This is a genomic window from Leclercia sp. M-A074-M (assembly GCF_965195605.1).
Lineage (GTDB): Bacteria > Pseudomonadota > Gammaproteobacteria > Enterobacterales > Enterobacteriaceae > Enterobacter.
In genome coordinates, this window is sequence record NZ_CBDAHM010000006.1 from 64,451 (window position 1) to 84,793 (window position 20,343).

The 20,343-nt window shown below is 55.5% G+C and carries 20 protein-coding genes; 15 read left to right on the plus strand and 5 right to left on the minus strand.

What is annotated here, in order from left to right; translation table 11 throughout:
* On the minus strand, nt 1–606 hold the full coding sequence (locus ACOKCT_RS13535; RefSeq protein ID WP_420193570.1) for an ankyrin repeat domain-containing protein: 606 nt from the start codon (nt 604–606) through the stop codon (nt 1–3).
* Nucleotides 607–925: 319 nt separating this feature from the next.
* Here ACOKCT_RS13535 and ACOKCT_RS13540 point away from each other — a divergent pair, with 319 nt between their 5' ends.
* Complete coding sequence (locus ACOKCT_RS13540) at nt 926–1,855, plus strand: LysR substrate-binding domain-containing protein (RefSeq protein ID WP_103180855.1); 930 nt, start codon at nt 926–928, stop codon at nt 1,853–1,855.
* Here the strand turns inward: ACOKCT_RS13540 and ACOKCT_RS13545 are convergent.
* On the minus strand, nt 1,852–2,010 hold the full coding sequence (locus ACOKCT_RS13545) for a YqaE/Pmp3 family membrane protein (RefSeq protein ID WP_103180856.1): 159 nt from the start codon (nt 2,008–2,010) through the stop codon (nt 1,852–1,854). The genes ACOKCT_RS13540 and ACOKCT_RS13545 overlap by 4 nt on opposite strands.
* A gap of 221 nt (nt 2,011–2,231) precedes the next feature.
* Here ACOKCT_RS13545 and ACOKCT_RS13550 point away from each other — a divergent pair, with 221 nt between their 5' ends.
* The gene (locus ACOKCT_RS13550; RefSeq protein ID WP_103180857.1) at nt 2,232–2,411 is read left to right on the plus strand and encodes a hypothetical protein; all 180 of its coding nucleotides are present in this window, start codon (nt 2,232–2,234) and stop codon (nt 2,409–2,411) included.
* Nucleotides 2,412–2,456: 45 nt separating this feature from the next.
* Here the strand turns inward: ACOKCT_RS13550 and stpA are convergent, their stop codons facing one another.
* On the minus strand, nt 2,457–2,861 hold the full coding sequence (stpA, locus tag ACOKCT_RS13555) for a DNA-binding protein StpA (RefSeq protein ID WP_103180858.1): 405 nt from the start codon (nt 2,859–2,861) through the stop codon (nt 2,457–2,459).
* Nucleotides 2,862–3,490: 629 nt separating this feature from the next.
* On the opposite strand from stpA, the gene alaE reads away from it, so the two are divergent.
* Nucleotides 3,491–3,940 carry an L-alanine exporter AlaE gene (gene alaE, locus ACOKCT_RS13560; protein WP_159340346.1) on the plus strand — a complete coding sequence of 150 codons (450 nt, stop codon included), beginning with the start codon at nt 3,491–3,493 and terminating at the stop codon, nt 3,938–3,940.
* A gap of 32 nt (nt 3,941–3,972) precedes the next feature.
* Here alaE and ACOKCT_RS13565 read toward each other — a convergent pair whose 3' ends face one another.
* Nucleotides 3,973–4,317, minus strand: a complete 345-nt coding sequence (locus ACOKCT_RS13565) for a DUF2002 family protein (RefSeq protein ID WP_039030004.1) — start codon at nt 4,315–4,317, stop codon at nt 3,973–3,975.
* Nucleotides 4,318–4,478: 161 nt separating this feature from the next.
* Here ACOKCT_RS13565 and ACOKCT_RS13570 point away from each other — a divergent pair, with 161 nt between their 5' ends.
* The 12 genes from ACOKCT_RS13570 (at nt 4,479) to emrB (ending at nt 17,417) form a co-directional block, all read left to right on the plus strand.
* Entirely contained in the window at nt 4,479–4,805 is a 327-nt protein-coding gene (locus tag ACOKCT_RS13570; RefSeq protein ID WP_159340347.1) for a DUF883 family protein, read from the plus strand.
* 240 nt (nt 4,806–5,045) lie between these two features.
* Nucleotides 5,046–5,291: a glutaredoxin-like protein NrdH gene (gene nrdH / locus ACOKCT_RS13575; protein WP_290557515.1), complete on the plus strand. Its 246-nt coding sequence runs from the start codon at nt 5,046–5,048 to the stop codon at nt 5,289–5,291.
* Nucleotides 5,288–5,698: a class Ib ribonucleoside-diphosphate reductase assembly flavoprotein NrdI gene (gene nrdI / locus ACOKCT_RS13580; RefSeq protein ID WP_103180862.1), complete on the plus strand. Its 411-nt coding sequence runs from the start codon at nt 5,288–5,290 to the stop codon at nt 5,696–5,698. The genes nrdH and nrdI overlap by 4 nt, the downstream gene beginning before the upstream one ends.
* The gene (nrdE, locus tag ACOKCT_RS13585) at nt 5,671–7,815 is read left to right on the plus strand and encodes a class 1b ribonucleoside-diphosphate reductase subunit alpha (RefSeq protein WP_420193571.1); all 2,145 of its coding nucleotides are present in this window, start codon (nt 5,671–5,673) and stop codon (nt 7,813–7,815) included. Before nrdI ends, nrdE begins: the two co-directional genes overlap by 28 nt.
* Before the next feature lie 9 nt (nt 7,816–7,824).
* On the plus strand, nt 7,825–8,784 hold the full coding sequence (gene nrdF, locus ACOKCT_RS13590) for a class 1b ribonucleoside-diphosphate reductase subunit beta (protein ID WP_159340350.1): 960 nt from the start codon (nt 7,825–7,827) through the stop codon (nt 8,782–8,784).
* 341 nt (nt 8,785–9,125) lie between these two features.
* Complete coding sequence (proV, locus tag ACOKCT_RS13595) at nt 9,126–10,328, plus strand: glycine betaine/L-proline ABC transporter ATP-binding protein ProV (protein WP_114385885.1); 1,203 nt, start codon at nt 9,126–9,128, stop codon at nt 10,326–10,328.
* Nucleotides 10,321–11,391: a glycine betaine/L-proline ABC transporter permease ProW gene (gene proW, locus ACOKCT_RS13600; protein ID WP_103180866.1), complete on the plus strand. Its 1,071-nt coding sequence runs from the start codon at nt 10,321–10,323 to the stop codon at nt 11,389–11,391. The genes proV and proW overlap by 8 nt, the downstream gene beginning before the upstream one ends.
* Before the next feature lie 9 nt (nt 11,392–11,400).
* The gene (gene proX / locus ACOKCT_RS13605) at nt 11,401–12,396 is read left to right on the plus strand and encodes a glycine betaine/L-proline ABC transporter substrate-binding protein ProX (RefSeq protein WP_156655146.1); all 996 of its coding nucleotides are present in this window, start codon (nt 11,401–11,403) and stop codon (nt 12,394–12,396) included.
* Nucleotides 12,397–12,531: 135 nt separating this feature from the next.
* Nucleotides 12,532–13,716 carry an MFS transporter gene (locus tag ACOKCT_RS13610; RefSeq protein WP_103180868.1) on the plus strand — a complete coding sequence of 395 codons (1,185 nt, stop codon included), beginning with the start codon at nt 12,532–12,534 and terminating at the stop codon, nt 13,714–13,716.
* A gap of 309 nt (nt 13,717–14,025) precedes the next feature.
* A complete protein-coding gene (gene mprA / locus ACOKCT_RS13615) occupies nt 14,026–14,556 on the plus strand; it encodes a transcriptional repressor MprA (RefSeq protein WP_039029994.1) in 531 nt (176 codons plus the stop codon).
* Between the two features lie 124 nt (nt 14,557–14,680).
* A complete protein-coding gene (emrA, locus tag ACOKCT_RS13620; RefSeq protein ID WP_103180870.1) occupies nt 14,681–15,853 on the plus strand; it encodes a multidrug efflux MFS transporter periplasmic adaptor subunit EmrA in 1,173 nt (390 codons plus the stop codon).
* Between the two features lie 16 nt (nt 15,854–15,869).
* Entirely contained in the window at nt 15,870–17,417 is a 1,548-nt protein-coding gene (emrB, locus tag ACOKCT_RS13625) for a multidrug efflux MFS transporter permease subunit EmrB (protein ID WP_420193572.1), read from the plus strand.
* A gap of 60 nt (nt 17,418–17,477) precedes the next feature.
* Here the strand turns inward: emrB and ACOKCT_RS13630 are convergent, their stop codons facing one another.
* Nucleotides 17,478–20,288, minus strand: a complete 2,811-nt coding sequence (locus tag ACOKCT_RS13630; protein WP_214422339.1) for an FKBP-type peptidyl-prolyl cis-trans isomerase N-terminal domain-containing protein — start codon at nt 20,286–20,288, stop codon at nt 17,478–17,480.
* Nucleotides 20,289–20,343 lie beyond the last annotated feature (55 nt).

The following is a 20,343-nucleotide window of genomic DNA, read 5'->3' on the forward strand; positions in this document are numbered from 1 at the left end:
TTACGCGCCGGCGGCGATCAGCAGGTCTTCAATTTCGCTGAAGCCTTTTTCCCGCGCCAGTTCGAGGGGGGATTTGCCGTATTTATCGGTCATGTGCGGGTTGGCGCCGTGGTCGAGCAGCAGCTTCACAATCGCCTGCTGGCGAGGGCCGCCGTCATTTAACACAATGGCTTCGAGCAGCGGGGTCCAGCCGACAAAGTTGGTGTGGTTAACATTGATGTCGGTGCGGGCCAGCAGCTCCTGCACCACCTCCAGATGCCCTTTCTCGCTGGCCGGGGTGATCCCCACCCCGCCAAAACGGGTCAGCCTGTCGAGATCCGGGTTGGCCGGTAGCACAAGACGCAGCAGGGTGAGATCGTTGGTCAGGCAGCTAATCAGGAACGGGTTAAAACAGGTCTGATCCTGCTGGTCGATATTTGCGCCAGCGGCAATCAGCCGCTCCACGCAGGAATAGTGTTTATTCAGGCTGGCGATAATAATGGCGGTTCTTTTCTGCCGGTTGGTGGCATTTATATCCACCCCTTTTTCCAGACAGGCGTTTAATGCCTCGACATTCCCCTGTTCGGCGGCTAACAGAAATTCAGTAACGAGTTCATTGCTGGACATATCCACACTCCGGGTTTTCCTTTCTGATGGAGTGAGCATAGCAACCGCCTGGTCAGAAAAGAATCCGCTTAAAAATGATTCATCGACAGGCAATTCATTGTTGAGATAAATTTAACAGTCCGGTCAAAACGTGCGTCCGTGCAATCTTTTTCTTATCTTTGGCCGCGTTTTTACCGCCTGCGCTGCATTCTGCTTATGGTTAACGAGCCCTTGCCCGGCGGGGCTCGCAGCAATTTCGCAGAACTGTGACCGGCTTCAAATGAGTTGTAACCGCGTTGTTAAAATATGTTCAAAACTGATGGGTGCCAGGAGCCATGATATGAATTCCATCTTTACCGAAGAGAACCTGCTGGCGTTTACTACCGCGGCCCGCTTCAGCAGCTTCAGCAAAGCGGCTACCGAACTGGGGGTCACCACCTCGGCCATCAGCTATACCATCAAGCGCATGGAGACCGGCCTCGACGTGGTGCTGTTTGTGCGTAACACCCGCAGCATCGAGCTCACCGAATCGGGCTTTTACTTTTACCGTAAGGCGGTAGACCTGCTGAATGACTTCCATGCCATCAAGCGCGGGATAGATACCATCTCCCAGGGCATTGAGACGCGGGTGCGGATCTGCATCAACCAGCTGCTCTATACGCCGCGCCATACCGCCCGCCTGTTGCAGGTATTAAAGAAACAGTTCCCCACCTGCCAGATCACCGTCACTACCGAGGTCTATAACGGCGTCTGGGATTCGATCATCAATAATCAGGCGAACATCGCCATTGGCGCGCCGGATACCCTGCTGGACGGCGGCGGGATCGATTACACCGAGATTGGCGCGATCCGCTGGGTGTTTGCCATCGCCCCGGACCACCCGCTGGCCCTGGCCCCGGAGCCGCTGGCCGAGAGCCAGCTGCGCCTGTATCCCAACATCATGGTCGAAGACACGGCGCATACCATTAACAAGAAAGTGGGCTGGCTGCTGCACGGCCAGGAGGCGATCCTGGTCCCGGATTTTAATACTAAATGCCAGTGCCAGATTCTGGGTGAAGGAATCGGTTTTTTACCGGAACATATGGCGAGAGAGGCGGTGGAGGCGGGGCTACTGGTGACGCGGCGCATCAATAATCCGCGCCAGGACTCGCGCATGCTGCTTGCCACGCAGCATGCGGCAACCGGTCTGGTCACCCGTTGGATCAAACAGCAGTTCGCGCCCGACGGGGTGCTGACCGGGATCTACAGCGATTTACTGTGGCGGGATTAGCTGCGGCTTTGCACCCAGAATGCATGGATAAGGCCGGGGAGGTAACCCAGCAGCGTCAGGATGACGTTGAGGATAAAGGCCCAGCCAAACCCTTTGCCCAGCAGCACGCCAAGCGGGGGAAGCAGGATGGTAATTACGATACGCCAGAAACCCATAGATTCTCCATACAAGCAGTCAGGTCATTGTAAAAAAAGAGATTTTCACTCTAAGAGTAGCGAGTCTACGCACAGCTGCCAGCGTTGGCGTGAAGTTTTACCCTCTTTTACCCTCTTTACACAGGTTTAGGCGGGCGATTAAGGGGTATTCCACCCGCCGCGCTGTACCGCGGCCTGCGCCTGGGCTAAGCTCGGAGCTCATCTATCAGAAGGAGGTAACTATGTTTTCTGTTGGCGATCTCGTACAGCCGCGCATGGGCGGCCCGAAACTTAAAGTCATCGAAGTGCATGAAGATCAGATTGTGGCGGTGCAGGCAAGTAACGAGCAGGGCGAGAAGTTCACCCTGAAAGCAGCGGATGTGGCGCTGTATAAAGAAGATGGCGATTTCGGCGTCTGCTAAGCGCCGGTGCTACCGGGCGGCGTGAATCCGCCCGGTCTGCGCGGATTAAATCAGGAAATCATCCAGCGATTTACCCTCTGCCAGCGCAAGGGAGATAGGCTTCGGCGTACGTCCCTGGCCGGTCCAGGTTTTTTCAGTGCCATCGAGATCGGTATAGCGATATTTTGCAGCACGCGGTTTGCGCTTTTTCGGCTGCGCGCTGGTGCTCAGCAGTTCCGAACCCAGCAGGTCTTCGGCCGAAATACCGTCAGCTTTCATCATCTCCAGCAGAGCGCTAATTTTCTGCTGCTGCTCAGCACGCTGCTGTTCAATCTCAGCCTGCTCGTTACGTTTTTCTTCCGTGACGATGCGCAGCTTTTCGAGCATATCTTCCAGCACGTCCAGAGAGAATTCACGCGCCATCGCGCGGAGTGTACGGATATTATTAAGAGTGTGTAATGTTGAAGTCATATAATATGAAAACCTTTTCAAAAGTCTGCTAAATAATCAATACCGGCTCATGGTAATTCATTTGTTTATAAACATCCAGACGATACCGCACGAAAATATAATCCAGCCCAACATCTGAGAATAAAGAATATATAACGGCGGTTATTTTTAGAATGTATGATTTATTCAGCGTAGCCGTTTAACCATTATTTATTTGTCCTGTGTTATTACCCGCATCAATGGCGGTGACGCCCTCGCCCGAAACGAATAGCCATTCACTGGTTTCGCATAAAACCAAACCCTCACTTCCAGAGCTTTACGCTACATAGCGACCACTTAGCAACACAAGTTGCTTGAGAGGTGCGCGTTTTACCTTATCTGCAGAGAGCTCATGCCAGAGCGCAGAAAGAAAACCACTTAAGTCATTGTTTAACATTGATAAAAATAACCAGGGCAGAGAAAATAACGCCGTTCTGGCAAAACCGGTTCGTTTAGAGAATTTTACGGACAAAACGCCATTAAATAAAAATTTATCGCTAATTGAGAGTTTTAATGCAGAGAGATACGCTATACACGAAAAACAAAGCAAACTAAAGCACTATCCCAACCCGCTTTAGCCTCGTTATCGTATCATCTTCAGGAGTCAGAACATGTTCTCACGGCAGTCTCGCCTGCGCCACGCTGTAGCGGACACATTTGCAATGGTGGTCTACTGTTCGGTGGTGAACATGCTGATTGAAATATTCCTCTCCGGAATGACCTTTGAGCAGTCACTTTCTTCACGTCTGGTCGCCGTGCCGGTGAACATCCTTATTGCATGGCCGTACGGTTTCTACCGCGATGCGGTGATGCGTTTTGCCCGCCGCTATTCATCTACTGGCTGGATGAAAAATCTGGCGGACGTGGTGGCCTATGTTACCTTCCAGTCGCCGGTATATGTCGCCATTTTATTAACGGTGGGCGCAGACTGGCACCAGATCGCCACTGCTGTAAGCTCGAATATTGTGGTGTCGATGATGATGGGTGCCGTCTACGGCTATTTCCTCGACTACTGCCGACGTCTGTTTAAAGTGAGCCAGTACCAGCAGATCAAGGCCTGAAGCACGGCGACTGGCGAAAGCCAGTCGCGTCGTTATTGCGAGTCGCCAAACAGGCCTTTCAGAAAGCGCTCCAGCGCCATGCGGGAACTGAAACCATGCGGAATACCATAATGTTCCTGATTATTGCCCCCTAAATAGAGCGGGAACTGCTGGTAATGGTCGCTGGTTTTCATCTCTGAAGCAGGCTCCGCGAAGGAAAGACTTCTCTCTTTCAACGTCGGATGAATGATCAGCGCAGTGCGCCCCATGCGGGCTTCCCGGTTCACATAAACATAATTATCGCCACGACGATAACCGTATGCTTTTTGTGTTACCACATCCACCGTAAATCCCGCTTTTTCAAGTTCGCGCGCAACCTCATCGGGTCGTAAATACATATTCTTTCCTCGTTATCATTTCCTGCCGGGCAACCTTACCGTATTCAGCATTAGCAGTGCTTTCAGAAAAATCCATAAACGGCCTGATAAGCCGTGACCGGCTTCAGATATTAAAAAGGTGGTCTAAACTGTTTATTACCGCAAATTCAAGGGAGAATTGTATGTTTAGCCGATCAAACCGAAACGACATTGAGGACGATGCTCAGGATATCCATAACGATGTCAGGAAATTAGCGGATACGCTGGAAAGCGTTTTGAAATCCTGGGGTTCAGATGCGAAGGGCGAAGCGGAAGATGCGAGACGTAAGGCGCGATCGCTACTGCGTGAAACCCGTGCGCGCCTTAATGGATGCTCCACCAGCAAACAGTCTGCCTGCGATGCCATAAACTGTGCGAACACCTTTATTCGCGAGAGACCCATGTGTGCGGTAGGTACTGTCGCCGCCGTCGGGATCTTCATCGGTGCGCTGCTCGCCCTGCGTAAGTAACGCCCAACGCCGTACTATGTTCTTCTACCCCAATGCCCTGCGGTGTTGGGGTTTTTCATTTTTATAAGCCATACCTCCCCTTCCCGTAACAGTTGTTACCGGCAGCAAGCACGCTTGAATTTCCCATATCTTGTGTGGTTGAAAGTTTGGATAACTACATCTAGTATTCCTTTTAGCAAGACAGACTCCTGTGACGCGTTCAATCGCGTTGGACTCCCATTTTAAATGGAAATACGAATCATGCGCATTATTATTTACACTCGCAACAACTGTGTGCAGTGCCATGCCACCAAACGCGCCATGGAGAGCCGGGGCGTGAGCTTCGAACTGGTGAATGTGGATCAGGTTGCCGACGCGGCAGAGAGGCTTAAAGCCCAGGGGTTCCGCCAGTTGCCGGTGGTGGTCGCCGGGGAGATGAGCTGGTCGGGGTTCCGTCCGGACCTGATTAACCGGCTGCCGCAGGCTGCGCAGGCCGCCCGGGCATGAGCCTGCTCGTCTACTTCTCCAGCAGCTCGGAGAACACGCACCGCTTTATCGTGCGCCTCGGGCTGCCCGCCGTGCGGATCCCGCTGAACGAACGGGAGCGCATCCAGGTGGACGAGCCTTTTATTCTGGTGGTGCCCAGCTACGGCGGCGGCGGAACCGCCGGGGCGGTACCGCGCCAGGCGATCCGCTTTCTTAACGATCCCCATAACCGGGGGCTTATCCGCGGGGTGATCGCCGCCGGCAACCGTAATTTCGGCGAGGCCTTCTGCCGCGCCGGGGATGTCATCTCACAAAAGTGCGGCGTGCCGTACCTCTATCGCTTTGAGCTGATGGGGACCCAGCAGGACGTCGACAACGTGCGTAAAGGAGTAAACGAATTTTGGCAACGACAACCGCAGAACGCGTGATACAGGGATCGCAGGATTTCCATGCCCTGAACGCCATGCTGAACCTCTACGATGAAGACGGGAAGATCCAGTTCAGCAAAGATCGTGAGGCGGTGGACGCCTTTTTTAATGCCCATGTCCGCCCCAACAGCATGACCTTTGCCAGCCCGCAGGCGCGTCTGGATTACCTGCTCAGGGAGGGTTACTACGACCCACGGGTGCTGGCGCGCTATGAGAGCAGCGTTGTGCTGGCGCTCTTTGCCCATGCCCATGCCAGCGGTTTTCGTTTCCAGACCTTCCTCGGCGCCTGGAAGTTTTACACCAGCTATACGCTGAAAACCTTCGACGGAAAGCGTTATCTGGAGAGCTTTGAGGATCGGGTGGTGATGGTCGCCCTTACCCTGGCCCAGGGAGATGAAACGCTGGCCCGCCAGCTGACGGACGAGATCCTTTCCGGGCGTTTTCAGCCCGCCACGCCGACCTTCCTCAACGGCGGCAAGGCGCAGCGCGGGGAGCTGGTCTCCTGTTTCCTGCTGCGCATTGAAGACAACATGGAGTCGATTGGCCGGGCGGTCAATTCGGCACTACAACTTTCCAAACGCGGCGGCGGCGTGGCCTTTTTACTTTCGAACCTGCGGGAAGCGGGGGCGCCCATCAAGCGCATCGAGAACCAGTCCTCCGGGGTGATCCCGGTGATGAAGATGCTGGAGGATGCCTTCTCCTACGCCAACCAGCTTGGCGCGCGCCAGGGGGCCGGAGCGGTCTATCTTCATGCCCATCACCCGGACATCATGCGTTTTCTTGATACCAAACGCGAAAATGCCGACGAAAAAATTCGCATCAAAACCCTCTCCCTGGGGGTGGTGATCCCGGATGTCACCTTCCGGCTGGCAAAAGAGAATGCCGATATGGCGCTCTTCTCCCCCTACGACGTGGAGCGCATCTACGGTAAGCCGTTTGGCGATGTGGCGGTGAGCGAGCTGTATGACGAGATGGTGGCGGATACGCGGATCCGCAAAAAAACCCTCAATGCCCGGGAGTTCTTCCAGCGGCTGGCCGAGATCCAGTTTGAATCCGGCTATCCCTACATCATGTACGAGGACACGGTCAACCATGCCAGCCCCATTGCCGGGCGCATCAATATGAGCAACCTCTGCTCCGAGATTTTGCAGGTTAACAGCCCTTCAACCTATGACGAGAATCTGGACTACGCCCGTATCGGGCACGATATCTCCTGCAATCTGGGCTCGCTGAATATTGCCCATACCATGGACTCGCCGGACTTTGGCCGCACCGTTGAAACCGCGGTGCGCGGCCTGTCGGCAGTGTCGGAGATGAGCCACATCCGCAGCGTGCCGTCGGTGGAGGCCGGGAATGCCGCCTCGCACGCCATTGGGCTGGGGCAGATGAATCTGCACGGCTATCTGGCGCGGGAGGGCATTGCCTACGGCAGCTCGGAGGGGCTGGATTTCACCAACCTCTACTTCTACACCATCACCTGGCACGCGCTGAACACCTCTATGATGCTGGCCCGTGAAAAAGGGCAGCGATTCGCCGGTTTTGCGCAGTCGCGTTACGCCAGCGGAGAGTACTTTAACCTGTACCTCAGCGGTGACTGGCAGCCGAAAACGGAAAAAGTGCGGGCGCTGTTTGCCCGCGCCGGGGTCCGCCTGCCGACGCGGGCGATGTGGCAACAGTTGCGCGACGACGTGATGCGCTACGGCATCTACAACCAGAATCTGCAGGCGGTACCGCCCACCGGGTCGATCTCGTACATCAACCATGCCACCTCAAGCATTCACCCGATTGTGTCGAAAATCGAGATCCGCAAAGAGGGGAAAACCGGGCGCGTCTACTACCCTGCCCCGTTTATGACGAATGAGAATCTGGACCTCTATCAGGATGCTTATGAAATCGGCCCGGAAAAAATTATCGATACCTACGCCGAGGCGACAAAACATGTCGATCAGGGGCTGTCGCTGACGCTCTTCTTCCCGGACACCGCCACCACCCGCGACATCAACAAAGCGCAGATCTATGCGTGGAAGAAAGGGATCAAGACCCTGTACTACATTCGCCTGCGCCAGCTTGCGCTGGAAGGCACCGAAACAGAAGGCTGCGTGTCCTGCGCGCTGTAAGGAGAGAGCATGAAACTGTCCCGGGTTCACGCCATTAACTGGAACAAGATTGAAGATGACAAAGATCTGGAGGTATGGAACCGCCTGACCAGCAACTTCTGGCTACCGGAAAAGGTGCCGCTGTCGAACGACGTTCCGGCGTGGCAGACCTTAAGCCACGAAGAGCAGCAGGTCACTATCCGCGTCTTTACCGGCCTGACCCTGCTCGACACGGTGCAGAACACGGTGGGCGCACCGTCGCTGATTGACGATGCGCTGACCCCGCACGAAGAGGCGGTGATGTCGAATATCAGCTTTATGGAGGCGGTGCATGCCCGCTCTTACAGCTCCATCTTCTCGACGCTTTGTCAGACCAAAGATGTGGATGCCTCGTACCGCTGGAGCGAAGAGAGCGTTGCGTTGCAGCATAAAGCCCAGCGGGTACTGGAACATTACCGCGCCGACGAACCGCTGAAGAAGAAGATCGCCAGCGTCTTTCTGGAGTCGTTTCTCTTCTACTCCGGTTTCTGGCTGCCGATGTACTGGTCGAGCCGGGGTAAGCTCACCAATACTGCGGATCTGATTCGGCTGATCATCCGGGATGAGGCCGTACATGGGTATTATATTGGCTATAAGTATCAGAAAGGGCTCGAGAAAGTTAGCGAGGCCGAACGCGAGACGTTGAAGGGCTTTGCGCTGGATCTCCTGATGGATCTGTATGATAACGAGCTGAACTATACCGACGAGCTCTATGCCGGAACGGGCTGGGAGGAGGATGTGAAAGCGTTCCTCTGCTACAACGCCAACAAAGCGCTGATGAACCTCGGCTACGAGGCGCTCTTCCCGCCGGAAATGGCGGAGGTCAACCCGGCGATCCTCGCCGCGCTCTCGCCGAATGGTGACGAAAACCATGATTTTTTCTCCGGATCGGGATCGTCCTATGTCATGGGAAAAACGGTGGAGACAGAAGACCAGGACTGGGATTTTTAAGTAAAATAAATCGGTTTTCAATGCGAAATATATCACTTAATGTCTGACAAATATCTCTTCGTGATCTACGCTGTAATTCTCCGGTCATATTCGCCTGAATCACATCGATTCAGGCGAAATTTCCCATCCGCACGGTAAAAATCTCAAAAAAATTCATTTCCCGCTCAGCCCTTATCTCATGGGAAATTGAGCGATATTACCTGCGTGCAAACCACGGCAAAATTCATGCCACAAGCGCCGCAAGGGTTGTCTCAGATTCTGAGTATGTTAGGGTATGGCCTGCTTATTATTTCACTGGTAACGCTATCGATTTAAATAAATAACGGGACATTCTTTATTGCATGGCAATTAAATTAGAAGTTAAAAACCTCTACAAAGTATTTGGTGAGCACCCGCAGAGGGCTTTCAAATATATTGAAAAAGGTCTCTCAAAAGAACAAATTCTGGAAAAAACCGGGCTATCGCTTGGCGTTAAAGACGCCAGTCTGGCCATTGAAGAAGGCGAGATATTTGTCATCATGGGATTATCCGGTTCGGGTAAATCCACTATGGTTCGCCTTCTCAATCGCCTGATTGAACCCACCCGCGGGCAGGTGCTGATTGACGGCGTCGATATCGCCAAAATATCAGACGCCGAGCTTCGCGAGGTGCGCAGAAAAAAGATCGCGATGGTGTTTCAGTCATTCGCCCTGATGCCGCATATGACGGTGTTAAATAACACTGCCTTCGGCATGGAATTAGCCGGCGTACCGGCCAATGAGCGCCAGGAAAAAGCGCTGGATGCGCTGCGTCAGGTGGGGCTGGAAAATTACGCCCACGCATATCCGGATGAACTTTCCGGCGGGATGCGCCAGCGCGTGGGATTAGCCCGCGCATTAGCGATCAACCCCGATATATTATTAATGGATGAAGCCTTCTCGGCCCTCGATCCATTAATTCGCACCGAGATGCAGGACGAGCTGGTAAAACTGCAATCCCGGCATCAACGCACCATTGTCTTTATTTCCCATGACCTCGATGAAGCCATGCGAATTGGCGATCGTATTGCCATTATGCAAAACGGCGAAGTGGTTCAGGTGGGTACTCCGGACGAAATTCTCAATAATCCGGCAAATGATTATGTCCGCACCTTCTTCCGCGGCGTGGATATTAGCCAGGTGTTTAGCGCCAAAGATATTGCCCGCCGTACGCCAAACGGCATTATCCGTAAAACGCCAGGGTTCGGCCCGCGCTCGGCACTGAAGCTGCTGCAGGATGAGGACCGGGAATACGGTTATCTGGTTGAACGCGGCAATAAATTTGTCGGCGTGGTCTCCATCGACTCCCTGAAAACCGCCCTCGGCGAAGGTCAGGGGATCGATGCGGCGTTAATCGACGCGCCACTTGCTGTGGACGCCGAAACGCCGCTCAGCGAGTTGCTCTCTCACGTTGGCCAGGCGCCCTGTGCGGTGCCGGTGGTTGGAGAGGAACAACAGTACGTCGGCATCATTTCAAAACGCATGCTGCTGCAGGCTTTAGATCGCGAGGGGGCAAACAATGGCTGATCAATCTAACCCGTGGGGTACTACAGAGGCGGCGGACAGCGCGGCGCAATCCGCTGACGCGTGGGGTTCTTCTACGCCAGCACCCACCGACGGCGGTGGCGCTGACTGGCTGACCAGCGCCCCTGCGCCTGCGCCAGAACATTTCAATATTATGGACCCGTTCCATAAGACCCTGATCCCGCTCGACAGCTGGGTGACGGAGGGGATCGACTGGGTAGTGACCCACTTCCGCCCGGTCTTCCAGGGGATCCGCGTCCCGGTGGACTACATCCTCAACGGCTTCCAGCAGCTGATGCTGGGGATGCCGGCTCCGGTCGCCATCGTGCTCTTCTCGCTGATCGCCTGGCAGTTTGGCAGCGCGGGGATGGGGATCGCCACGTTGATCTCGCTGATCGCCATCGGCGCCATTGGCGCGTGGTCCCAGGCGATGATCACCCTGGCGCTGGTACTGACCGCCCTGCTCTTCTGCGTGGTGATCGGCCTGCCGATGGGGATCTGGCTGGCGCGCAGCCCGCGGGCAGCGAAAATTATTCGCCCACTGCTGGATGCGATGCAGACCACCCCGGCGTTTGTCTACCTGGTGCCTATCGTGATGCTGTTCGGCATCGGCAACGTGCCGGGCGTGGTGGTGACCATTATCTTCGCCCTGCCGCCGATTGTGCGTCTGACCATTCTGGGCATCAATCAGGTGCCGGCGGATCTGATCGAAGCCTCGCGCTCGTTTGGCGCCAGCCCGCGTCAGATGCTGTTTAAAGTCCAGCTGCCGCTGGCGATGCCCACCATTATGGCGGGTGTGAACCAGACCCTGATGCTGGCCCTGTCGATGGTGGTGATCGCCTCGATGATCGCCGTGGGCGGTCTGGGCCAGATGGTGCTGCGCGGGATTGGTCGTCTCGATATGGGGCTGGCCACCGTCGGTGGCGTCGGGATCGTGATCCTCGCCATTATCCTTGACCGCCTGACCCAGGCTGTCGGTCGTGATGCACGCAGTCGCGGCAACCGTCGCTGGTATAACACCGGCCCTGTCGGGTTGCTTACCCGCCCATTCACAACGTCTAAATAAGGAACAACGATGCGACATAGCGTACTTTTTGCCACAGCGTTTGCCACCCTTGCCTCCACCAGCGCATTCGCTGCCGACCTGCCGGGCACCGGTATTACCGTGCAACCGGTCCAGAGCACCATCTCCGAAGAGTCATTCCAGACCGGGCTGGTCAGCCGCGCGCTGGAGAAGCTGGGCTATACGGTCAATAAACCCAGCGAAGTGGATTACAACGTCGGCTATACCTCTATTGCCTCGGGGGATGCCACCTTTACTGCCGTCAACTGGCAGCCGCTGCATGACGACATGTACACCGCCGCGGGCGGCGACAAAAAGTTCTACCGTGAAGGGACCTTTGTCTCCGGTGCGGCTCAGGGTTACCTGATCGACAAGAAAACCGCCGATCAGTACCACATCACCAATATTGAGCAGCTGAAAGATCCGAAGATTGCGAAGCTGTTCGATACCAACGGGGACGGCAAAGCCGACATGATGGGCTGCTCGCCGGGCTGGGGCTGTGAGGCGGTGATTAACCATCAGAACAAAGCCTTCGACCTGGCAAAAACGGTGGAGGTGAGTCACGGCAACTACTCTGCGATGATGGCGGACACTATTGCCCGCTTTAAAGAGGGTAAACCGGTCATCTATTACACCTGGACGCCATACTGGGTAAGCGACGTACTGAAGCCGGGTAAAGATGTGGTCTGGCTGCAGGTGCCGTTCTCCTCTCTGCCGGGCGAGCAGAAGGATATCGACACCAAACTGCCTAACGGCATGAACTACGGCTTCCCGGTGAATACCATGCACATTGTGGCCAACAAAGCCTGGGCTGAGAAAAACCCGGCAGCGGCGAAGCTCTTCTCGGTCATGAAGCTGCCGCTGGCGGACATCAACGCGCAGAACGCGATGATGCATGCCGGCAAGTCATCGGAGGCCGATGTACAGGGCCATATCGATGGCTGGATCAAAGCCCACCAGCAGCAGTTTGATGCATGGGTAAATGAAGCCCTGGCGGCACAGAAGTAACGCTACTCTGCTCCTCTCTCCCGGAGAGGGGAGCAGACCGCACGATCCATCACTCAACAACTCCCCGCCTCCTCTCTTCATCCGTTATTATGGTTTACGAAAAAATAATCACTTAACTAATGATTTCGAAACCAAATGACAAAAACACCTCAGGGGCTTAGCCCCGCACTTATTCTGCTGATGTCAGTGGCAACCGGTCTGGCGGTCGCCAGCAACTACTATGCGCAACCCCTGCTGGAAACCATCGCCCGCAACTTCTCGCTCTCGGCAAGCTCAGCCGGTTTTATCGTTACCGCCGCCCAGCTGGGATACGCTGTGGGTCTGCTGTTCCTCGTCCCGTTGGGGGATATGTTTGAACGCCGGGCGATGATTGTCTCCATGACGCTGCTGGCCGCGGGCGGGATGTTGATCACCGCCTCCAGCCAGTCGCTTAGCATGATGATCCTCGGCACCGCCCTGACCGGTCTCTTCTCGGTGGTGGCGCAGATTCTGGTGCCCCTCGCCGCTACCCTCGCCTCGCCGGATAAGCGCGGTAAGGTGGTCGGCACCATTATGAGCGGCCTGCTGCTGGGGATTTTACTGGCGCGTACCGTTGCGGGCTTACTGGCGGGTATCGGCGGCTGGCGCACCGTCTACTGGGTCGCCTCGGTGCTGATGGTGGTGATGGCGCTGGCGCTGTGGCGCGGCCTGCCGAAGGTGAAGTCAGAAACCCATCTCAACTATCCGCAGCTGCTGGGCTCCGTCTTTAGCCTGTTCATAAAGGATAAACTGCTGCGTACCCGGGCGTTGCTCGGCTGTTTCACCTTCGCTAACTTCAGTATTCTCTGGACCTCGATGGCCTTCCTGCTGGCCTCTCCGCCGTTTAACTATTCCGAAGGGGTGATCGGTCTGTTTGGTCTGGCCGGGGCTGCCGGTGCGCTGGGGGCGCGTCCTGCGGGTGGCCTGGCGGACAAGGGTAAATCGCACCTCACCACCACCGCCGGTCTGGTGATGCTGCTGCTCTCCTGGGCAGCAATCTGGTACGGACATGTCTCGGTGCTGGCGCTGATTATCGGCATCCTGGTGCTCGACCTGACCGTGCAGGGGGTGCATATCACCAACCAGACCGTGATTTACCGCGTCAAGCCGGATGCCCGTAACCGCCTGACGGCCGGGTATATGACCAGCTACTTTATCGGCGGTGCGGCCGGGTCGCTCATTTCGGCCTCGGCGTGGCAGCATGCCGGCTGGACGGGCGTGTGTGCGGTCGGGTCGGTGATGGCGCTGCTTAACCTGCTGGTCTGGTGGCGCGGTTATCACCGTCAGGAGGCTATTCAATAAGGTTTACATAAGTTTGGGGCTCTCAGGGTGTTAAGGAGCCCCTCAGTCTGTTAAGGTACGCAATCATTTATACCGAAAATTTTTATGTGGGTAATATATTAGAATACCGCATGAATAGCTTACGCCTGATGACTCATCCCCGTTTTGCCAGCGCCACCCCCTCTTTTCTGTGCTTACCGGGTCACGGATCAACCCGGCTCTTGATGACAGTGAAATTCGCCTTGTGGATTTTATCCGCACAAATAATTCATTTACATTATTTGTCACTGTCGTTACTATATTGGCTGTAATTAATGAGGTTATGCCCAAATGGATAGTTCGTTTACGCCCATTGAACAAATGCTTAAATTTCGCGCCAGTCGCTATGCAGATTTCCCATATCAGGAGATCCTGTTAACGCGTCTCTGCATGCACATGCAGGGTAAGCTGCTGGAAAATCGCAATAAAATGCTGAAAGCTCAAGGGATTAACGAGACGTTATTTATGGCGTTGATTACGCTGGAGTCTCAGGAAAATCACAGCATTCAGCCTTCGGAACTGAGTTGCGCGCTGGGTTCGTCCCGTACCAATGCGACCCGTATTGCCGATGAGCTTGAAAAACGTGGCTGGATTGAGCGCCGCGAAAGTGACAACGACCGCCGTTGTCTGCACCTGCAACTGACCGAGAAAGGTCACGAATTCCTGCGCGAGGTGCTCCCACCTCAGCACAACTGCCTGCATCAACTCTGGTCGTCTTTAAGTAACGCAGAGAAAGATCAGCTCGAGCATATCACCCGTAAGCTGCTCACCCGTCTGGACCAGATGGATGAAGATGGCGCTGTTCTTGAGGCGCTGCGCTAACGCGACGACACGCTCCAAAATCCAGATTAATAAGAAAACCGTCAGGCCAGCATCTCATCGTGCTGGCCTTTCTGATAACAGGTCGGCTCAGCCGATGTGAAATAATAAGATCGTGGAGAACAACATGAGCGCAAATGCGGAGAACACAACCCCGCAGCAACCGGTCAACAAGAAAGGCAAACGCAAGCGCGCCCTTCTGCTGCTGACCTTGCTCTTTATTATCATTGCCGTGGCATATGGGATCTATTGGTTTTTAGTACTGCGTCATAGTGAAGAGACGGATGACGCGTATGTGGCAGGGAACCAGGTTCAGATTATGGCGCAGGTGTCGGGCAGCGTGACGAAAGTCTGGGCTGACAATACCGACTTTGTGCAAAAAGGTGATGTGCTGGTAACGCTCGATCCGACCGATGCCCAGCAGGCGTTTGAAAAAGCGCAGACTGAGCTGGCCTCGAGCGTACGTCAGACCCGCCAGCTGATGATCAACAGCAAACAGCTGCAGGCCAATATTGACGTGCAGAAAACCGCCCTCGCCCAGGCCCAGAGCGACCTCAATCGTCGCGTCCCGCTGGGTTCGGCCAACCTGATTGGCCGCGAAGAGCTGCAACACGCCCGTGACGCGGTCGCCAGCGCGCAGGCCCAGCTGGATGTGGCACTTCAGCAATATAACGCTAATCAGGCGATCGTGCTGAATACCACGCTCGACCAACAACCGGCGGTAAAACAGGCGGCGACCGAAGTCCGTAACGCCTGGCTGGCGCTGCAGCGTACTAAAATCGTCAGCCCGATGACCGGCTACGTTTCCCGTCGTTCCGTGCAGCCTGGCGCGCAGATCACCTCCTCCACCCCGCTGATGGCGGTGGTGCCGGCAACCAACCTGTGGATTGACGCCAACTTCAAAGAGACCCAGCTGGCGCATATGCGTATCGGCCAGACCGCCACGGTCGTCAGCGACATCTACGGCGACGACGTAAAGTACACCGGCAAAGTGGTGGGGCTGGATATGGGGACCGGCAGCGCCTTCTCGCTGCTGCCTGCGCAGAACGCCACCGGGAACTGGATCAAAGTGGTTCAGCGTCTGCCGGTGCGTATCGAGCTGGATGAGAAACAGCTGGCGGACCATCCGCTGCGTATTGGCCTCTCCACGCTGGTGACGGTGGACACCTCCAACCGTGACGGCCAGATGCTGGCAAACCAGGCACGTTCGAACCCGGCCTACGAAAGTAATGCCCGTGAGATCAGCCTTGAGCCGGTGAATAAACTGATCGATGAGATCGTGAAGGCAAACGCCGGTTAATCCGAAGGTGAGCGTTATGCAGCAGCAAAAACCGCAAAAACCGTTGGAAGGGGCGCAGCTGGTCATCATGACCATTGCGCTTTCGCTGGCGACATTCATGCAGGTGCTGGACTCCACCATCGCGAACGTGGCGATCCCGACCATCGCCGGGAACCTTGGCTCATCCCTGAGCCAGGGGACATGGGTGATCACCTCGTTCGGGGTGGCGAATGCGATCTCCATCCCGATTACCGGCTGGCTGGCGAAGCGCGTCGGGGAAGTGAAACTGTTCCTCTGGTCAACGATCGCTTTCGTGCTGGCCTCCTGGGCGTGTGGCGTCTCCACCAGCCTGAACATGCTCATCTTCTTCCGCGTGATCCAGGGGATTGTGGCCGGACCGTTGATCCCGCTGTCGCAAAGTCTGCTCCTGAACAACTACCCGCCTGCCAAGCGCTCTATTGCGCTGGCGCTGTGGTCGATGACGGTGATTGTCGCCCCGATCTGCGGCCCGATTCTGGGCGGTTATATCAGCGATAACTATCACTGGGGCTGGATCTTCTTTATCAACGTGCCGATTGGCGCCCTGGTGGTACTGCTGACCCTGCAGTCGCTGCGTGGCCGCGAAACCCGCACTGAACAGCGGCGGATTGATGGCGTGGGGTTGGCGCTACTGGTGCTGGGCATCGGTAGCCTGCAGATCATGCTCGACCGCGGGAAAGAGCTGGACTGGTTCGCCTCGCAGGAGATCATCGTTCTGACTGTTGTGGCGGTGGTGGCGCTCAGCTTCCTGATTGTCTGGGAGCTGACGGACGACAACCCGATAGTCGATTTGTCGCTATTTAAATCACGCAACTTCACCATAGGGTGTTTGTGTATCAGCCTTGCCTACATGCTTTACTTCGGCGCCATTGTTCTGCTGCCGCAGCTGTTGCAGGAGGTATACGGGTATACCGCCACCTGGGCAGGGCTGGCGTCGGCGCCGGTCGGGGTGATCCCGGTCCTGCTGTCGCCGATCATCGGCCGCTTCGCCCATAAGCTGGATATGCGACGCCTGGTGACCTTCAGCTTCATCATGTATGCGGTGTGCTTCTACTGGCGCGCCTATACCTTTGAACCGGGCATGGACTTTGGCGCCTCCGCGTGGCCGCAGTTCATCCAGGGGTTTGCAGTGGCCTGCTTCTTTATGCCACTGACCACCATCACCCTCTCCGGTCTGCCGCCGGAAAGGATGGCGGCGGCATCCAGCCTGTCGAACTTTATGCGTACGCTGGCGGGCTCCATCGGGACCTCGATGACCACCACCATGTGGACTAACCGCGAGTCGCTGCACCATGCGCAGCTGACTGAATCGGTGAACGTGTTCAATCCGCAGGCGCAGGAAGTCTACAGCCAGCTGCAGGGGATGGGCATGACCGAGCAACAGGCATCCGGGTGGATAGCACAGCAGATCACCGCCCAGGGGCTAATCATCTCGGCCAACGAGATCTTCTGGCTATCGGCTGGGGTGTTCATTGTGTTACTGGGGCTGATCTGGTTCGCTAAACCGCCGTTCGGGGCGGGTGGCGGAGGCGGTGGCGCGCACTAATCATCTGAAAAGAAAAACGGATCTGCATGCAGATCCGTTTTTTTATGGGCGCGATAGAACTTACTTAATGCCGATAATTTTAATCGTAATGATCGAGACCGTGCCTGGTGGCACAAAGCCGGGTACGCCCTCTTCACCGTAGGCCTGTTTCGCCGGGATATGGATTTTTGCCTCCCCGCCCAGACCCAGTTTTTTCACTACCGTCTGGAACAGCGGCGGTAAATCCTTAACCCGGCTGGCGCGCACCTCTTTACTGGACATCACTTTACCGGTACCCAGCACCTCATCAATCTCGGCAATGATCTCGTTCTGGGCCGTAATCAGCGGCGCCTCACCTTGCTGAATCACCCGATAGATAGCTCCTTCCGGCAGTCGTTTAGCGCCTTTCTCATTCGCCGCCTTAGTCATGATCGCTTTGCTCTGCTTTTCGTTTTCACTTTGCATTGCGACAAACTGCTTTTTCTGTACCTGATCCAGCGCGACCAGCTCCTTCGACAGCGCTGCTGGCGTCATCTGGAGCTTATTGTTCACCTTGTCGTTAAAGCCCTGCATAAAGGCGTTAAGATCGAGCTTTTTGTTCAGCCCGCGCAGCTTGCTCTTTTCACGCCCTGCCGCATCGCCATACCAGGTGCCGATAGCGTAGCTGGTCAGCGTATCTTTTGCCGCCGTCTTATCGATCTTCATCCGCTGCGGCTCCTTAGTCGCTTTTGCGGATGCTGCCTGACTCTCCTTCAGCTTCTGGTTTTCGGCCGTCAACGTTGCCAGGGAGGCGCTTTGCGTTTTCTGCTGCTCCTCAAGCGAGGCTTTTTGCGTCTGTAGCTGGGCCAGCTGCTTTTTCAGCTCCTCGGTCTCTTTTCCGGCAGCAGCCAGTTGAGTGACCAGCGCACCGCTTTTATCTTTCTCGCTGCCAACGTTATTTTTCTGAAGAGCCAACAGGGACTCCTGTGAAGCGATAACTTTTTTAGCATCCTCAAGCTGGTTCTGCGCAATCTCAGATTTTAACTTCTCGCTTTTAAGCACTTTTTCCTGCTCGGCCAGCCGGGTCTCCAGAGTGGCTTTTTGCAGGTTCAGCGACGACAGCTGGGCTTTTAAGGCATCCGCCTCTTTTACCGCGCCGGTGCTCTTATCGCTGCTGGTTTTAAGGGTCGCAAGCTGCGCCTCCACCGCTTTCTTCTGCGCCTGCAGATCGGCCAGTTCTTTGGACAATGCCACGTTTTTCTCGCGGATCGCTTTCAGGGCAGCCAGCTCCGTCTCCAGCCCCTTTTTCTGCGTTTGCAGTTCGGTCAGCTCTTTCGCCAGCGCGGCACTTTTCTCATTGACCGCTTTCAGCGCCGTCAGCTGAGTATCCAGCGTCTTTTTCTGCGCCTGCAGATCGGTCAGCTCTTTGGTAAGGGTCGCATTTTTCGCACTGGCTTCTTTCAGAGAAGCAAGTTGGGTATCCAGCGCTTTCTTTTGCGTCTGCAGATCGGACAGCTCTTTGCTGAGAGTGTCATTTTTGGTACTGACCTCTTTCAGGGAGGCCAGCTGGGTTTCCAGCGTCTTCTTCTGCGCCTGCAGATCGCTCAGCTCTTTAAGCAGCTTCTCTTTGTCGCTTCCGGCGCTGCTCTTCTGCACAGCCAGCAGCGACTCCTGCGAGGCAATCACCTTTTTGGCATCTTCGAGCTGGTTCTGCGCAATTTCAGACTTTGTCTTTTCGCTGCTGAACGCTTTTTCCTGTTCGGCGAGCCGGGTCTCCAGAGTCGCTTTTTGCAGATTCAGCGACGACAGCTGGGCTTTTAGAGCCTCAAGCTCTTTTGCCACCCCGGCGCTTTTCTCGCTGCTGGTTTTGAGGGTGGCAAGCTGGGCATCCAGCGCCTTCTTCTGCGCCTGTAGGTCGGTCAACTCTTTCGTCAGCGCGACGCTCTTTTCCTCGGCCGCTTTCAGTGAAGCGAGCTGCGTTTCCAGCGCCTTCTTCTGCGCCTGCAGATCGGTCAACTCTTTCGCCAGCGTGGCGCTCTTCTCATCGGCCGCTTTCAGTGAAGCCAGCTGGGTTTCCAGCGCCTTCTTCTGCGCCTCCAGGTCGCTCAGCTCTTTAAGCAGCTTCTCTTTGTCGCTTCCGGCGCTGCTCTTCTGCACAGCCAGCAGCGACTCCTGCGAGGCAATCACCTTTTTGGCATCTTCGAGCTGATTCTGCGCAATCTCAGACTTTGTCTTTTCGCCGCTGAACGCTTTTTCCTGTTCGGCGAGCCGGGTCTCCAGAGTCGCTTTTTGCAGATTCAGCGACGAGAGCTGGGCTTTTAAAGCATCGAGCTCTTTTGTCACGCCAGTGGTCTGGATGCTGTTGGTCTTAAGGGCACTCAGCTGCGCATCAAGCGCGTCCTTCTGCGCCTGTAGATCGTTCAGCGCTTTCGTCAGAGCGGCGCGTTGCGCGTTGGCTTTATTGAGCTGCTCCACCAGTTCTGCATTTTTTTGTTGATCGACGCCAGCAGGCTTCGGCAGCATCGCGATCAGGCTCTCAATGGCAAGCTTTTGCGCGCTGCCTTCCGATTGTGCTGTCAGCCGGGAGAGCTTCTGCTCTTTTTCCGCGACACGATCCCTTTCATGAGCAACCGCCTGTTCCAGCAGCGCCTTTTCGCTTTCCACCGCACTTAGCTGTTTATCTAATTGGGTGATGGTGGTATTGGCCTGACGAAGTGCCTCGGTGAGGCGGGAAAGTTTGGCCTGATCGGCCGCGACGGCCTTGTCGTTTTTAACAGACGCGGCACGGGTCGCCGGACGGGCAGGTTTTACCTGCTGCGGCGCTGTATCCAGGGGAGTAGTGGTGGTCTCTGAGGAGATAAAAGGATTGGTTGAATTATTGCCGATAATTTTTTCGTTATTTAAACGTTCCAATAGTTCCGTTCCGGCTGAAAATGCTTTTCCACCCGATAATAACAATCCGCAGTAC

Coding starts and splice junctions, on each gene's coding strand:
- ACOKCT_RS13540 (WP_103180855.1), top strand. CDS start 926: ATGAATTCCATCTTTACCGAAGAGAACCTGCTGGCGTTTACTACCGCG.
- proV (WP_114385885.1), top strand. CDS start 9,126: ATGGCAATTAAATTAGAAGTTAAAAACCTCTACAAAGTATTTGGTGAG.
- emrB (WP_420193572.1), top strand. CDS start 15,870: ATGCAGCAGCAAAAACCGCAAAAACCGTTGGAAGGGGCGCAGCTGGTC.
- stpA (WP_103180858.1), bottom strand. CDS start 2,861: ATGACTTCAACATTACACACTCTTAATAATATCCGTACACTCCGCGCG.
- emrA (WP_103180870.1), top strand. CDS start 14,681: ATGAGCGCAAATGCGGAGAACACAACCCCGCAGCAACCGGTCAACAAG.
- ACOKCT_RS13545 (WP_103180856.1), bottom strand. CDS start 2,010: ATGGGTTTCTGGCGTATCGTAATTACCATCCTGCTTCCCCCGCTTGGC.
- nrdI (WP_103180862.1), top strand. CDS start 5,288: ATGAGCCTGCTCGTCTACTTCTCCAGCAGCTCGGAGAACACGCACCGC.
- proX (WP_156655146.1), top strand. CDS start 11,401: ATGCGACATAGCGTACTTTTTGCCACAGCGTTTGCCACCCTTGCCTCC.
- nrdH (WP_290557515.1), top strand. CDS start 5,046: ATGCGCATTATTATTTACACTCGCAACAACTGTGTGCAGTGCCATGCC.
- mprA (WP_039029994.1), top strand. CDS start 14,026: ATGGATAGTTCGTTTACGCCCATTGAACAAATGCTTAAATTTCGCGCC.
- ACOKCT_RS13535 (WP_420193570.1), bottom strand. CDS start 606: ATGTCCAGCAATGAACTCGTTACTGAATTTCTGTTAGCCGCCGAACAG.
- proW (WP_103180866.1), top strand. CDS start 10,321: ATGGCTGATCAATCTAACCCGTGGGGTACTACAGAGGCGGCGGACAGC.
- alaE (WP_159340346.1), top strand. CDS start 3,491: ATGTTCTCACGGCAGTCTCGCCTGCGCCACGCTGTAGCGGACACATTT.
- ACOKCT_RS13570 (WP_159340347.1), top strand. CDS start 4,479: ATGTTTAGCCGATCAAACCGAAACGACATTGAGGACGATGCTCAGGAT.
- nrdF (WP_159340350.1), top strand. CDS start 7,825: ATGAAACTGTCCCGGGTTCACGCCATTAACTGGAACAAGATTGAAGAT.
- ACOKCT_RS13610 (WP_103180868.1), top strand. CDS start 12,532: ATGACAAAAACACCTCAGGGGCTTAGCCCCGCACTTATTCTGCTGATG.
- ACOKCT_RS13550 (WP_103180857.1), top strand. CDS start 2,232: ATGTTTTCTGTTGGCGATCTCGTACAGCCGCGCATGGGCGGCCCGAAA.
- ACOKCT_RS13565 (WP_039030004.1), bottom strand. CDS start 4,317: ATGTATTTACGACCCGATGAGGTTGCGCGCGAACTTGAAAAAGCGGGA.